Origin of the sequence: Burkholderia sp. PAMC 26561 (genome assembly GCF_001557535.2) — a bacterium.
Classification (GTDB): domain Bacteria; phylum Pseudomonadota; class Gammaproteobacteria; order Burkholderiales; family Burkholderiaceae; genus Caballeronia.
Genome location: NZ_CP014307.1, coordinates 1,406,945 through 1,420,524, shown reverse-complemented (window position 1 = coordinate 1,420,524; position 13,580 = coordinate 1,406,945). Strand labels below are relative to the sequence as shown.

At 60.1% G+C, this 13,580-nt stretch carries 14 protein-coding genes; 4 read left to right on the top strand and 10 right to left on the bottom strand.

The annotated features are described in order from the left end of the window. Positions 1 to 17 precede the first annotated feature (17 nt). The 4 genes from AXG89_RS22075 to AXG89_RS22060 all read right to left on the bottom strand — a co-directional run bounded on the left by AXG89_RS22075 (position 18) and on the right by AXG89_RS22060 (position 5,625). The gene (locus AXG89_RS22075) at positions 18 to 1,526 is read right to left on the bottom strand and encodes an NCS1 family nucleobase:cation symporter-1 (protein WP_062003644.1); all 1,509 of its coding nucleotides are present in this window, start codon (positions 1,524 to 1,526) and stop codon (positions 18 to 20) included. A gap of 122 nt (positions 1,527 to 1,648) precedes the next feature. Beyond that, complete coding sequence (gene preA, locus AXG89_RS22070; RefSeq protein ID WP_062172410.1) at positions 1,649 to 2,941, bottom strand: NAD-dependent dihydropyrimidine dehydrogenase subunit PreA; 1,293 nt, start codon at positions 2,939 to 2,941, stop codon at positions 1,649 to 1,651. Between the two features lie 35 nt (positions 2,942 to 2,976). After that, positions 2,977 to 4,314, bottom strand: a complete 1,338-nt coding sequence (locus AXG89_RS22065) for an NAD(P)-dependent oxidoreductase (protein ID WP_062172409.1) — start codon at positions 4,312 to 4,314, stop codon at positions 2,977 to 2,979. A 51-nt stretch (positions 4,315 to 4,365) separates the two neighbouring features. After that, complete coding sequence (locus AXG89_RS22060) at positions 4,366 to 5,625, bottom strand: Zn-dependent hydrolase (RefSeq protein WP_062172408.1); 1,260 nt, start codon at positions 5,623 to 5,625, stop codon at positions 4,366 to 4,368. A gap of 354 nt (positions 5,626 to 5,979) precedes the next feature. Between AXG89_RS22060 and AXG89_RS22055 the strand changes: the two genes are divergently transcribed. Beyond that, on the top strand, positions 5,980 to 6,663 hold the full coding sequence (locus AXG89_RS22055) for a TetR/AcrR family transcriptional regulator (protein ID WP_062002692.1): 684 nt from the start codon (positions 5,980 to 5,982) through the stop codon (positions 6,661 to 6,663). 120 nt (positions 6,664 to 6,783) lie between these two features. Here AXG89_RS22055 and AXG89_RS22050 read toward each other — a convergent pair whose 3' ends face one another. The 5 genes from AXG89_RS22050 to AXG89_RS22030 form a co-directional block, all read right to left on the bottom strand. Further along, entirely contained in the window at positions 6,784 to 7,110 is a 327-nt protein-coding gene (locus AXG89_RS22050) for a DUF4148 domain-containing protein (RefSeq protein ID WP_062172407.1), read from the bottom strand. Positions 7,111 to 7,422: 312 nt separating this feature from the next. Then, entirely contained in the window at positions 7,423 to 8,118 is a 696-nt protein-coding gene (hutC, locus tag AXG89_RS22045) for a histidine utilization repressor (protein ID WP_062172406.1), read from the bottom strand. A gap of 132 nt (positions 8,119 to 8,250) precedes the next feature. After that, positions 8,251 to 8,721, bottom strand: coding sequence for a GNAT family N-acetyltransferase (locus tag AXG89_RS22040; protein ID WP_062172405.1), 471 nt, complete (start codon positions 8,719 to 8,721; stop codon positions 8,251 to 8,253). A gap of 6 nt (positions 8,722 to 8,727) precedes the next feature. Next, positions 8,728 to 9,105: a fluoride efflux transporter CrcB gene (crcB, locus tag AXG89_RS22035; RefSeq protein WP_062002688.1), complete on the bottom strand. Its 378-nt coding sequence runs from the start codon at positions 9,103 to 9,105 to the stop codon at positions 8,728 to 8,730. Between the two features lie 12 nt (positions 9,106 to 9,117). Continuing rightward, a complete protein-coding gene (locus AXG89_RS22030) occupies positions 9,118 to 9,339 on the bottom strand; it encodes a hypothetical protein (protein WP_062172404.1) in 222 nt (73 codons plus the stop codon). A 121-nt stretch (positions 9,340 to 9,460) separates the two neighbouring features. On the opposite strand from AXG89_RS22030, the gene AXG89_RS22025 reads away from it, so the two are divergent. Both AXG89_RS22025 and AXG89_RS22020 read left to right on the top strand, forming a co-directional pair. Then, positions 9,461 to 10,807, top strand: coding sequence for a mechanosensitive ion channel family protein (locus AXG89_RS22025; RefSeq protein ID WP_062002686.1), 1,347 nt, complete (start codon positions 9,461 to 9,463; stop codon positions 10,805 to 10,807). 166 nt (positions 10,808 to 10,973) lie between these two features. Beyond that, positions 10,974 to 12,026 carry a LysR family transcriptional regulator gene (locus AXG89_RS22020; RefSeq protein WP_082771525.1) on the top strand — a complete coding sequence of 351 codons (1,053 nt, stop codon included), beginning with the start codon at positions 10,974 to 10,976 and terminating at the stop codon, positions 12,024 to 12,026. A gap of 14 nt (positions 12,027 to 12,040) precedes the next feature. Here AXG89_RS22020 and AXG89_RS22015 read toward each other — a convergent pair whose 3' ends face one another. Continuing rightward, positions 12,041 to 12,343, bottom strand: coding sequence for a YciI-like protein (locus AXG89_RS22015; RefSeq protein WP_062172646.1), 303 nt, complete (start codon positions 12,341 to 12,343; stop codon positions 12,041 to 12,043). 354 nt (positions 12,344 to 12,697) lie between these two features. Between AXG89_RS22015 and AXG89_RS22010 the strand changes: the two genes are divergently transcribed. Further along, complete coding sequence (locus AXG89_RS22010) at positions 12,698 to 13,573, top strand: lipid A biosynthesis lauroyl acyltransferase (protein WP_086383067.1); 876 nt, start codon at positions 12,698 to 12,700, stop codon at positions 13,571 to 13,573. Positions 13,574 to 13,580: the final 7 nt, after the last annotated feature.

Here is a 13,580-nt window from a genome sequence, read left to right as displayed (position 1 = left end):
GTGAAGACCTGCGAAATTCAGGCGCGAACGACGCGCGCCGTCGGGCTCTTGCCCATTTTCATCCACGCGCCATATACGATCGACGCAAGCGCGAGGCCCACGAACCATGCGTACGTGTAGAGCGTGTTGAAAAATGCGGGAACGTTAGGGAACGAAGCGGGAAACGCCGTGTGCAGGAAACCCGGCAAGTTCGGCAACACGCCCACGAGCAATGCCACCACCGCTGCCATGTTCCAGCCACCGGTATAACTGTACTCGCCGTTCTCGTTGAAGAGTTCACGCGTATCGAGCCGCGTGCCGCGAATCAAAAAGTAGTCGACCATCAAAATGCCGGCCACGGGTCCGAGCAACGCGGAGTACCCGACGAGCCAAGTAAAAATATAGCCCTGCGTGGTCGCGAGAATCTTCCAGGGCATCATCACGATCGCGATCAACGCCGTGATCATCCCACCCACGCGATACGAAATACGCTTCGGCCACAAGCTCGAAAAATCGTACGCAGGGCCCACAAGATTGGCCGCGAGATTGCAGCTCATGGTATCGAGCGTGAGGATGATGAGCGCCACACCCACGCCAATGCCGGTCATGCGGCTGGTGAGATCGATCGGGTCCCAGATCGCCTTGCCGTAGATCACCACCGTTGCCGACGTCACCACCACCGAGATCACCGAAAGCAGCGCCATGGGTGCAGGCAAACCAATCGATTGCCCGATGATCTGGTCCTTCTGCGAGCGAGCGAATCGTGTGAAGTCGGGAATGTTCAGCGCAAGCGTGGCCCAGAAGCCGACCATGGCGGTAAGCCCTGGCCAGAACGTCGCCCAGAACAAACCTTCCTTCTTGCCGCCTGCCACGAATTGCGACGGCTGTGCGAGCATTGCACCGACACCGCCCGCCTTCGATGTCGCCCACCACACGAGCGCGAGGCACATGACGATCTTGATCGGTGCGGACCAGCTTTCAAGAAAGCGGATGGAATCTGTGCCGCGCAAGATGAAGTACAACTGGATCAGCCAGAAAAACAGAAAACATGCGAGCTGGCCGAGCGAAATGTCCAGGAAGGGAATCGGCGCGCCATGCGTCGTATTGCCGGCCAGGATGTTGAGCAACGTGTAGATCGCACTGCCGCCCAGCCACGTCTGGATGCCGTACCAACCGCAAGCCACGATTGCCCGCAGCAACGCCGGAAGTTTCGCGCCCTTCGTTCCAAACGATGAACGCACGAGCACCGCATACGGAATGCCATGTTTTGCGCCCGCGTGACCGACGAGCAGCATGGGTACGAGCACGATCATGTTGCCGAGCAACACGGTTATCACGGCCTGCCACGGCGACATGCCCTCCTCGGTCAGGCCGGCGGCAAGCATGTACGACGCGATGTTCATGACCATGCCCACCCAGAGCGCCGCGAAGTGATACCACTTCCAGGTGCGCTGCGCAGGGGTGGTCGGCGCCAGGTCGTCGTTATATAAACTGCTGCTGGCGCCGGCCGCGAACTGCGGGTCGACGGAATGCGCTGTCTGCTTCATCGAGTTGATCTCCTCAAGATCGTTGCGGTCCGCGCCCGGGATCGGCTTATAAAACAGTTCGGGCGTCGGCCGTCTGGGGACGTCTGGTGACAAGCGCTGGTGTTTCGTAAAGCATCTGAACTCTATGCGGCCTTGACGCTTTCTTCAACGTCGGCGACCACACGAGCCGGGTTGTTCGGATGCGTCGTCCAGTTCGCGTACTCGCCGGCGTCCACGCGTTCCATGGTGATGCATTGCTCGACCGGACACACGTGCAGGCATAAATTACACCCGACGCATTCGGAATCCATCACCTCGAAATGGCGCTTGCCGTCTTTCTCGCGCATGATCGCCTGATGCGCGGTGTCTTCGCAAGCAATGTGACACAGTCCGCACTGAATGCACTTGTCCTGGTCGATGCGCGCCTTGATGTCGTACTTCAGGTTCAGGTACTTCCAGTCCGTGACATTCTGGACGGCGCGGCCACGAATATCGTCGAGCGTGGCGTAGCCTTTTTCGTCCATCCAGTTGGACAGGCCGTCGGCGAGATCGGACACGATCCTGAACCCATAGTGCATTGCGGCCGTGCAGACCTGGACATTGCCCGCGCCCAGGACCATGAATTCGGCGGCGTCACGCCACGTCGAAATACCGCCGATCCCGGAGATGGGCAAACCCGGCGTTTCAGTATCGCGCGCAATCTCCGCGACCATGTTCAGCGCGATCGGTTTGACAGCCGGGCCGCAGTATCCACCATGTGTGCCCTTGCCGTCGACAGTCGGCATGGGCGCCATGACGTCGAGGTCGACCGCGACAATCGAATTGATCGTGTTGATCAGCGACACGGCATCCGCACCGCCCTTGTACGCCGCCCTTGCGCTCGTGCGGATATCGCTGATATTCGGCGTCAGTTTCACGATGCACGGCATCCGCGTGCCTTCCTTCACCCAGCGCGTGACCATCTCCACGTACTCGGGCACTTGCCCGACCGCGGCGCCCATGCCGCGCTCGCTCATGCCATGCGGGCAGCCGAAATTCAACTCGACGCCATCGGCGCCGGTGTCTTCGACCAGCGGCAAGATCCACTTCCAGTCGCGCTCGTTGCATGGCACCATCAGTGAAACGATCAACGCGCGGTCCGGCCAGTCGCGTTTGACCTCCCTGATTTCTTTCAGATTGATATCAAGCGGACGGTCCGTGATCAACTCGATGTTGTTTAGCCCCGCAATCCGCTGGCCGTTCCATTGCACGGCACCGTAACGCGAACTCACGTTCACCACATGCGGATCGAGCCCCAGTGTTTTCCAGACTACACCGCCCCAGCCCGCTTCGAACGCGCGGTTGACGTTGTAGGCTTTATCGGTGGGCGGTGCGGATGCAAGCCAGAAAGGATTGGGCGAAGTGATACCAACAAAATTGTTGCGAAGATCGGCCATGAGCTGGCTCCATTATCGTGGGGTGTTTATCAGCCTCAGGCTGCCTTGATGGCCGTGGCCGCGAACGACGCACTGATGGCCTCTGCCGCGAGCTTGCCGTCCTGCACGGCCTGCACCGTCAAATCGATACCGCCATGCGCCGCACAATCACCGCCGGCCCACACGTTGGGCAGCGATGTCCGGCCGCCCGAGTCCACGGCAATGCGGCTGCCGTCGAGCGTGAGCAAATCGGCGTCGATAGCGTCGGAAACGAGGGTTTGCCCGATGGCTTTCAGCACCATGTCGGCTTCGATCACGAAGCGTTCGCCTTGCGGGTTCTCGAACTCGACACCTGTCACCTGATCGCCTGCATTCAGCAACCGCACGGGCCTGGCGTGCGTGATGATCGACACGCCGTTGTGCTGCGCGAACTCGCGCTCCGCCCACGTCGCGCCCATGGTTTCCACGCCGCGCCGGTATGCCATCGTCACCGTTTGTGCGCCGAGCTTGCGGCTCTGCACGGCGGCGTCGATAGCCGTGTTGCCGCCGCCGATCACCACCACGCGACGTCCGACCGGCACGCTTGCGAGGTCCTCGGCCTGACGCACCTGTTCGATGAAATCCACCGCGTTGTACACGCCCTGCAATGTCTCGCCTTCGAGTTCGAGCGATCGCACGCCTGCAAGGCCGATTGCCAGGAACACGGCGTCGTGCTGTTTGCGCAATGCGTCGAGCGTGATATCGCGTCCGAGCATGACATCGTTCTTCACTTCAATGCCGCCAACCGAATAAAGCCATTCCACTTCGCGTTGCGCGAAGTCCTCCACCACCTTGTATGCAGCGATCCCATATTCGTTCAGACCGCCGGGTTTCGCCAACGCATCGAAAATCGTCACGCGATGCCCCGCGAGCGCAAGCTTGTGCGCACATGCCAATCCGGCCGGCCCCGCACCCACTACGGCGATATGACGTCCGGTATCGGCTTCGCGCTTGAACAAGGGCTCGCCCCGGCTCATCGCCCAATCAGTTGCATGGCGCTGCAACGCGCCAATAGCAACTGGTTTGTCATCCTTATGATTTCGGACGCACGCACCTTCACAGAGGATTTCTGTTGGACACACCCGCGCGCACATGCCGCCAAGCGGATTCGCGGAAAGGATATCGACCGCCGCGCCTTTCAGGTTGCCGTTGCCGATCTTGCGGATGAAGCTCGGGATATCGATCTTCGTAGGACACGCATTGATGCACGGCGCGTCGTAACAATAGTGGCAACGGCTCGATGCAGCCGCTGCCGCGGTTGCATCGAGGAGCGGCGCCACGTCCGAGAACTCACACGCCAGTTGCTCTTGCGACAGCCTTTGCGGGGCAATGTCGCCGGTAGGCTTCATGGTCATACGCGTCCTTCCTGATTGTGGGGATTTTTATATGGGTGCGGCGCTTGTTTGTTACTGACCGGCGCGTTCCAGCATGGCGTGAAGCAGCACGTTCGCGCCCGCTTCGATCCATTCTTCCGAGGCATCCTCGATCTCGTTATGGCTGATCCCGTCGACGCAGGGTACAAAGACCATCGATGTCGGTGCGACCTTCGACAGGTAACACGCATCGTGTCCCGCGCCGGACACTATGTTCCTGTGCGGATAACCGAAGCGCTCGGCGGCAGCACGCACGGACGCGACGCAGGCGGTATCGAATGCAATGGGTGCGTAGTAGAAGATCTGTTCGAGCTGCATTTCAAGGCCGATACCACTCGCTATCTTCTCCACGCCTTCACGCAACGCGGCATCCATTTTGGCCAGCACAGCGTCATCGGGATGACGGAAGTCGACGGTGAAGAACACGCTTCCGGGAATCACGTTGCGCGAGTTCGGATGCACTTGCATCATGCCGACCGTCGCGCATGCGAGCGGCGCGTTATCGAGCCCGATACGATTCACGAGCTCCACCACGCGCGACGCGCCGAGCAATGCATCGCGACGCCGCGGCATGGGCGTAGGACCCGCATGCGCCTCCTGCCCCGTCAGCGTGATCTCGTACCAGCGCTGGCCTTGCGCGTCGGTGACCACGCCGATCGTCAGGTTCTCCGCTTCGAGAATCGGTCCCTGTTCAATGTGCAATTCAAAGGCCGCATGCAGCTTTCGTCCGCCGCAGGGCTCGCTGCCGGCATAACCGATTCGCTGCAGTTCCTCGCCGATCGTCTTGCCATCCACGTCCTTGCGCGACAGGCCGTAGTCGAGCGTGAACTCGCCTGCAAACACGCCGGAGGCCACCATGGCCGGTGCGAAACGCGAGCCTTCCTCATTCGTCCAGATCACGACTTCGACCGGATGCTCGGTCTCGATACCGCGATCATTGAGCGTGCGGATCACCTCGATACCACCAAGCACGCCATAGATGCCGTCGAAGCGTCCGCCCGTCGGTTGCGAGTCCGCGTGCGACCCCGTGACGACCGGCGCGGCGTCCAGTTTGCGTCCCGCGCGCCGCATGAAGACGTTGCCCATCTGGTCGACGGTCACCGTGCAGCCGGCTTCCTTCGCCCAGATCACGATCAGGTCGCGCCCTTCCTTGTCGAGATCCGTGAGGGCAAGGCGGCACACGCCGCCCTTCGGCGTTGCGCCGATCTTTGCCATCGTCATGAGACTTTCCCAGAGACGTTTGCCGTTGACCCGGATCGACGTGTCCAGTGCTGAATCGGTTACCGCGTTCATGTCGCGTTCTCCTTGGTGTATCGCTTGAATGTGGGGTTACTACCCATACGAAACTGGTGCATCGACGCCGGCTTTGGGGCGCACTTGCACGTCTCTTGTGCAGCTTGCGCGTCTCCCGCAGCAACGTCCAATATCCTGTTCGATACCGCTTCGCAAATCCTGTCCAACTGGACAGGTTGTAGCCGATTAATATTTGCAAATCAACGTCTTTCGGGGTTTCCGATAGTTCGAAAGACAGAGCGAGAAGCGTGCCATTGCGATGCAGCAGAGCCGCTTGACAGCGTTGAGATGCGCTGAGCAGCGCGGGCATCAAACCGAATAGAATGAGGCGCGCAGCGCCATTCGAGGATAACGATGAGAGACGACGAAGCGACAGCCGAGGCAGTGAAAGACGACGCCGCGCCCACTCCATTGCGGCGGCGCAAGGCACACATACGCGAGACCAACGAAGCGCATCTTCTGGCATGCGCCGAAGCGGTTTTCGCGGAACGCGGCCTCGAAGGCGCGAGCACGGCGATGATCGCGGAACGCGCAGGCTTGCCCAAAGCCAACCTGCATTACTACTTTCCGACAAAGCTCGCGTTGTATCGCAGAGTGCTGGAGGATTTGTTCGATGACTGGCATCGTGCGGCCGATACGTTCGAAACCAGTGACGATCCGGTCGAAGCCATCAGCGGTTACGTGCGGACCAAAATGGAGTTGTCGCGGCGCCGGCCGCTCGGCTCGAAAGTCTGGGCAAGCGAGATCATTCACGGCGCAGTGCACATGCAGGACATCCTGACAGAGCGGGTCAAGCCGTGGCTCGATACACGCGTCGTGGTAATCGACAGATGGGTCGCGCATGGGTTGCTCGAGCCCACCGATGCGCAGACCTTGCTCTTCATGATCTGGGCGACGACCCAGCATTACGCGGATTTCGATGCGCAGATTCGCGCGCTGAAAGGCAAGCGGGCGTTATCGCAGAAAGCCTTCGATACCTCCACCGAAGAAGTCGTCAAGCTCGTGATTCGTGCATGCGGCGCGAAGTCGCCGAGCTGACCGAGCGGTCGAAACGCAAAAAACTCGCCGGCCGCGTTGCTGCGGAGGGCGAGTTTTTTGGGTGGCGCGTGGTGCCGTTACCGGCGTCGCACTACGTTACTGCCAAGACCTGACTACCGATTAGTGACCGAAGAACACCGATCCGGGAGTATTTTGCGCCGGCGCTACCGAGCTGCGAACGCCTGCTGCCGATGTGCCGCTCGTCGACGGGCCATACGATGTCGCTGCCTGGTTTTGTGCATCCACGCGCGCTTGTGCGGCTTGAATGTTGGCCGGGTAGTTGATCTGGTCGCTCGACGGGTTATAGCCGGCCTTTTCCAGTTGAACCAGTTGCGCCTTCACTTCGGCGCGCGTGACCGGGCCGTTGTCGTTGCTCTGGGCAAACGCGAAGGTCGGAGCTGCGAGTGCCGACACGATGACAACTGCGGGAATGAGTGACTTGAACATGGTGAAACCTCCAGTATTTTGTTTGTCGTCTCGAAGCGATTTCAGAAGTTAATAAGCGGTTTCTGAATTCGTTTTCGGATGTAAGAAGTCTATGCTTCCGACCCTGGAGGGAAAACCCTTATTTACGCGAAACATCATTGTTCATTTCGCAACAATCAAAGGTGGGACTAGCACGAGATGGGTATTTTTTACTGAATAAAGCTGTTTCAGGGTAAAAATAGGCGGGAGTCTGGGCAATCCAGCCCTCGAAAATGACAGTAATGTCATATTCGACAACAATGCCGCTATCGCGCCGACGTTGCCGCCAAAAAGCTAGAAGTGTCCGGTGAATTGATACCGGTCGCCGGGATGCCAGAGATTTGCCACCGACGCCACCGCATCCCGCGACCACGTCCGCCGATGCAACATGAGACAAGGCGCACCGTTTTTCATCGATAAAGCGAGCCCCGTCCCCTCATCCGGCAGCGCGGCTTCAATGCGGTACTCGACGCGCTGCAGGGGCGCTGCAACCATCAGGTACTGATTCGGCGTGATCCTGGTGAAATCCTGCCGCGCGTATTCCGGCGCCAGCGCGGGGTTGACCCAGCGCTCCTCCAGTTGAATGGGCAAATCATTTTCGAAATGCAGCACGCGCGAATGAAACACGGGACTGCCTTCGGTCAGCTTCATTTCAAGCGCAAGGCGTTCATCCAGTACGGATGCGCCAAGGTGCATGACCTCCGCCCGGTGCGCATGGCCGCGTCCGATGATTTCATCGGAGATGCTGCGAATTTCGACCAGAGTCGATGCGTATTTCGGTTGCGCCACAAACGTGCCGGCACCCTGGACGCGCGTCAGGATCTGCTCGGCGGTCAGCTCGCGCAGCGCGCGATTGACGGTCATTCGTGCGACCTTGAAGTCGCGTGCAAGCTCGTTTTCGGACGGTACCTGATCGCCCTCCTTCCATTCGCCCGCATGAATGCGCGTGAGAATGTGATCCTTGATTTCCTGGTACGCGGGCGTACTCATGCTGAAGTTACAGCGTCCATTTCGGCGGTTCCTGTCTATACAAGTATCGGCGCAGTCTAAACAAACAAAAGCCCTATAACAAGGCCGGGAATCACCTTAACTCGGGACTTCAAACGTGCTTCGAAAGGTTGTCTATACCGGATCGAGGCGTTTCTGCATGCGGAAGTTCATCAGGCGTGCGCCGCGCACTTCCACGACTTGCGACCGGACGACCCCGAACCCGCGCGCTTCGAAGAACGGCCGGGCGGTGAGGCTCGCGTCGGTATCGATGATGCCGAGATGCTGGTTCCGCGCTTCGGATTCGATCTGATCGAGCAGCGCGTTCGCCGCACCCGCGCGCTGATGTTCCGGATGCACGAACAACATGTCGATATGCCCATCGCTCTGAAGATCGCCGAATCCGGCAACCGCGCCGTCGACAAGCGCAAGCCATGTTGGCCGATCGAGCCGGCGCCGGGCCCATACATCGCGGTCCGCTTGCGCCCAGGCGTCGATTTGAGCGGCGTCGTAATCACGCGATGCGACCTCGCGGATCGCGCGCAAAAAGACATTGATCACCGCATCGAGGTCGGACGGTTCATAACGCCGGATGACAATCGCCATGTGATTTCAGCGCGTAAGCGACACCGTCGCGATACCCAGGATGGTCATCACGACCGATGCCAGCACATGAATGGCGATCTCGCCCGCGGCCCAGCCGTAACGCCCCTGCTGCAAGTGCGCGACGACTTCGACCGAAAAGGTGGAGAAGGTGGAGAGGCCGCCCATCAGGCCGGTGATGACGAAGAGCCGCCATTCGATCGACACACCCGGAAAGCGCGCGAACCACGCAACTGCCACGCCGATCACATACCCGGCAATGACATTCGCCGCGAGCGTCCCGAGCGGAAGATTGGGATAGACGGTGTTCAGGCGCAGGCCGAGGAGCCATCGAAACAGGGAACCGAGCGCGCCGCCAATGCCTACGGCCAGAATCGACAAGTACATGAGGAGATAAGTTTAGAAGGGAATGAGCGCCAGCCGGTCGATGAGTTGCTTGCGGCCCGCTTCCACGATGGTTTCCCCCGACGCCGACAGACGTGCGGTCCACGTATCATCCCGGCGTTGCTCCCAGGTGCCGCATTCGTGGCCGTCGATCAGCAACGAGCCGCGGGCGACCAGTTGCGGGTCGGACGGATCGAGGACGGTGTCGTCGTTGTGTTCAAGCTTGACGGTTCGCATGAGCCCGGCGCGCGGAGTTGCACAAGGGCGTAATAATAGATGAAGCAGAATAGATGAAGCAGATAATCGCGCGCACCTTAATGCACAATACGGGTCGCCAACCTTCACCTTTGTTTGCCGCATGAATTTCGACACCATCCTCGACACCCTGCAAGAGCACTATCCCACGCATCACTGGGCGCAGTTCGCGCTCGGGATGTTGTCGCTCGTGCTCGCCGCATTGTTTGCTCAGTGGGTGGTCGCGCGGATCGTGCTGTATTTTGCGCATCGACTGCTGGTACTCACCGAACACGATGCCTGGGACAAGGCGCTCGCCCGGCATCGGGCGTATCACCAGCTCTGGTACGCGGTGCCGTTTGCCGCGGTCGCGATCGGGATCGGCGAGGTGCCGTACATCGGGCATATTGCAGAGCTGATCGAGCGGCTCGCGCACGCGGGCGCATGGATCTGCGTGTTCTTCGCGATGGGCGGCGCCCTCAGCGCATGGCAGGACGTCTATGCCGCGAGCATGCAGGCGCAGACGCGCTCGATCAAGGGCTACATACAGATCGGCAAGCTCGCGCTCGCGCTGATCTGCGGCGTGCTGGTGTTGTCGATTGTGATCGACCGTTCCCCGCTCTGGATGCTGTCAGGTCTCGGCGCGCTATCCGCCGTCCTGCTGCTGGTGTTCAAGGACACGCTGCTGTCGCTGGTGGCGAGCACGCAGCTCACGTCGAATGACATGCTGCGCATTGGCGACTGGATCGAGATGCCGCAATCGAATGCCGATGGCTTCGTGAAGGACATTGCGCTGCATACCGTCAAGGTGCAGAACTGGGACAACACGGTGACCACCGTTCCCACATACAAGCTCTTTTCGGAGAGTTACAGGAACTACCGGCAGATGTTCGAATCGGGCGGTCGGCGCATCAAGCGGACGCTGCGAATCGATGCCACATGCGTGCGTTTTCTCACCGACGAAGAAACCGCCCACCTCAAGCAGTTCCGCTTGCTGCACGATTATCTGGAAGAAAAGCAGATCGAGGTCGAGCTCGCCAACAAGAACCTCGGTGAACTTGCGAGTGAACCGGCGAACCGCCGGCGGCTGACGAATATCGGCACGTTTCGCGCGTATGGGCTGGCGTATCTGCAGCGGCATCCGGAGATCCGGCAAGACATGTCGATGATGGTGCGCATGATGGAACCGCAATCGGAGGGCATTCCCGTCGAGGTGTATTGTTTCACTGCCGTCACCGCGTGGACGCAATACGAACGCATCCAGGGCGATGTGTTCGATCACCTGCTCGCCATTCTTCCGGAGATGGGCTTGCGCCTGTATCAGGCGCCTTCGGGCGCCGACATGAGCGGACTGGTGGGCGCGCGCATCGGCGCTCAGGCGAGCAACGTGATCGCCGGTCATGGCGCAGGTCCGAGCCTGATGGGCAACACAGACAACGGGCGTCTGCGCGGCGAACTGCCGACGGTGTAGAACAAAAGCGGCTGGAGAAGCAGGCAAGAATCCGCGATTATTATGTATTCACGCGAATCGTCCTGATCCTTAAAGTGTGAACCTTGCCGGCATTCCTTTTTGACGTTTGAAGCATTGAAGGAATCATGCCGGTCAACGCATTCATCGCTTCTACAGGAAAACTCCCGTGACCGATCGCGTTCATGCCATGCGTGTTTTCATCCGTGTCGTCGATACCAACAGTTTCTCCCGTGCCGCCGAATCCCTCGGCATGCCGCGCGCAACTGTCTCCACGACCATTCAACAACTCGAGGCGCTGCTCGGCGTGCAATTGCTTGCACGCACCACGCGGCGTCTCAATCTCACCGCCGAGGGCGCCGCATGCTACGAGCGCTGCGTGCGCATTCTCGCGGATATCGATGACCTGGAATCGGGCTTTCACGGCCGTGAGGACAGGCTACGCGGCCGTTTGCGCATCGAGATGCCGGACACTGTTGCAACGTCCATGGTCGTGCCCGCGCTGCCGGATTTTCATGCGCGCTATCCGCATATCGAGTTATCGATTGGTGTCAGCAACCGCGCCGTCGATCTGGTCGGCGAAGGCGTGGATTGCAGCGTGCAGTTGGGGGAATTGCCGGACTCCGGCTTGATCGCACGGCGGCTCGGCAGCTTCGAGCATGTGACGTGCGCAACGCCCGCGTACCTTGAAGCGCACGGCACGCCGAAGACGCTCGATGACCTCGCGCACCATGTGGCGGTGAACTGTGTATCGATCCGAACAGGACGCCCGTGCGATTTCGATTTCGAGGTCGATGGCGAAGCGGTCGCCGTGAAAATGGCCGGATTCGTGCAAGTCACCGACGAAGCCGCTTATCTCGCATGCGGCTTGCAGGGACTCGGGCTGATCCAGCCGCCGCGCATTGCCGCATTGCCTTATTTGCGTTCGGGCGAATTGCGCGAAGTGCTGCCGCAGTGGAAGTCGATGCCCATGAATGTATCGGTGGCCTTCGTCAAGACGCGGCAAGCGGCGCCGCGTGTGAGCGCGTTCGTGGACTGGCTCGCGGAACTGTTCGAGCGCACGCAGGAAATGGACGACACGCTCACGCGGCTGTTTCACACAACACGGCGTCCGGTGGCTGCTCCCGCAAAGCCAGTTCCACCGGCACGTGTGGCCGTTGCCACGCCCGATTCACGCGATGAAGACACGCACGAGGACGAGGAGACCACCAGCGAGTCATGACGCTGCAAAGGCGCTCACGCCGGACGTATCGGCTGAGCCGCCTGCTCACCCACCACGGTATTCCACTTGCGTACTTCCCAGCGCATGTCCAGTCCCTCGGTCACATAGGGATCGGCCCGGGCAAATGCCTCGGGCACGGCGGCTGAATCTGCATTGAAGAGCAGCATCGCGCGATCCACAGGCGCCTCCAGCGCGCCGCCCAGCAATAACTCCCCACGCTCCACCGCCTTCCATGCATAGGTCAGATGACGTTCACGAAACGCCGCCCGGCGTTCCAGGTAATCGTCGCTCAGTTCGTAAATCAAGAGCAGATGCATTTGTACGTCCCCTTCTGACTCGTCGTCTGACTCGTCGTCTGACTCGTCGCCAGACTCTTCACGAAACTGCGTCGTGTATGCCGGTTGTGCGATCATGGCAGCGTTCAAGGCAGAGTATTTCCGCGCGACCGTTCACTCCCGGGCCGTAAAACGGACGCCGGCGGTGCCACGAGCACTTCGAACGGTTGCCGACTCCGCCTTGTTCAGGCGCCCTTTCCGTCTTTGACGCGGATTTTCACCGCGCTAGTCTCGCCGTAACTCCTCTTCGACATCCGGTCAACGGCCGATCGTCGGAGTCCAAATCTACTCGGCGCTCGTCACATCTGGTTCGCCGCCCGCATCCAAGGGCCCAGCTTGAACACTATCGGTTTTGCGCTCATCGTAGCGCTGCTGCGCGCGCTCGCGCGGCTACCTTATGGCCTGGTCGCGCGTTTCGGCAGCGGACTTGGCGCCCTGCTTTATTACATTCCCAGCCGCCGGAAACATATTGTGCAGGTCAACCTGCAACTATGTTTCCCGGGCAAGACCGCGGCTGAATACGAACTCCTCGGACGTTCACACTTTCGTCACGTAGTGCGTAGCTACGTGGAACGCGGCGTGCAATGGTTCGGCTCGGCCAACGCCATCGAAAAGCTGGTGAAGCTGGAAAGCCGCATCGATCTGGACGATGAAAACGCCCCGCCCACCATCTTCATGGGTTTTCATTTCGTGGCCATTGAAGTGGGATGCATGCTGTATTCCATGAAACTGCCCATCACGGCGCTCTACACGCCGATGTCCAGCAAGAAGCTGAACACGCTCGCGATCGAACAGCGCGGCCGCTTCGGCGCGGACATGGTCAAGCGCGCCGACAGCGCCCGTCGCATCCTGAAGCTGCTGCGCGGCGGCGGGTCGGTCATGCTGGCCGCGGACATGGATCACGGCATCGAAAATTCGGTATTCGTGCCGTTCTTCGGTGTGCCGGCGTGCACGTTGACATCAGTATCGCGGCTTGCACGGCTCGGCCGCGCCCGTGTCGTGCCGTTCGTAACCGAAGTGCTGCCGGACTTCAAGGGCTACAAGATGACCATCTTCGAACCGCTCGCCGACTTTCCCTCAGAAAGCGATGAAATCGATGCCCGCCGCATGAACGCGTTCCTCGAATCGCAAGTGGTGCGTTTTCCGGAACAGTATTACTGGGTGCATCGGCGATTCAAGCATCGGCCCGAGGGCGCACCGGCAGTGTATTGAAACAATG

Coding starts and splice junctions, on each gene's coding strand:
- AXG89_RS22075 (WP_062003644.1), bottom strand. CDS start 1,526: ATGAAGCAGACAGCGCATTCCGTCGACCCGCAGTTCGCGGCCGGCGCC.
- preA (WP_062172410.1), bottom strand. CDS start 2,941: ATGGCCGATCTTCGCAACAATTTTGTTGGTATCACTTCGCCCAATCCT.
- AXG89_RS22065 (WP_062172409.1), bottom strand. CDS start 4,314: ATGACCATGAAGCCTACCGGCGACATTGCCCCGCAAAGGCTGTCGCAA.
- AXG89_RS22060 (WP_062172408.1), bottom strand. CDS start 5,625: ATGAACGCGGTAACCGATTCAGCACTGGACACGTCGATCCGGGTCAAC.
- AXG89_RS22055 (WP_062002692.1), top strand. CDS start 5,980: ATGAGAGACGACGAAGCGACAGCCGAGGCAGTGAAAGACGACGCCGCG.
- AXG89_RS22050 (WP_062172407.1), bottom strand. CDS start 7,110: ATGTTCAAGTCACTCATTCCCGCAGTTGTCATCGTGTCGGCACTCGCA.
- hutC (WP_062172406.1), bottom strand. CDS start 8,118: ATGAGTACGCCCGCGTACCAGGAAATCAAGGATCACATTCTCACGCGC.
- AXG89_RS22040 (WP_062172405.1), bottom strand. CDS start 8,721: ATGGCGATTGTCATCCGGCGTTATGAACCGTCCGACCTCGATGCGGTG.
- crcB (WP_062002688.1), bottom strand. CDS start 9,105: ATGTACTTGTCGATTCTGGCCGTAGGCATTGGCGGCGCGCTCGGTTCC.
- AXG89_RS22030 (WP_062172404.1), bottom strand. CDS start 9,339: ATGCGAACCGTCAAGCTTGAACACAACGACGACACCGTCCTCGATCCG.
- AXG89_RS22025 (WP_062002686.1), top strand. CDS start 9,461: ATGAATTTCGACACCATCCTCGACACCCTGCAAGAGCACTATCCCACG.
- AXG89_RS22015 (WP_062172646.1), bottom strand. CDS start 12,343: ATGCATCTGCTCTTGATTTACGAACTGAGCGACGATTACCTGGAACGC.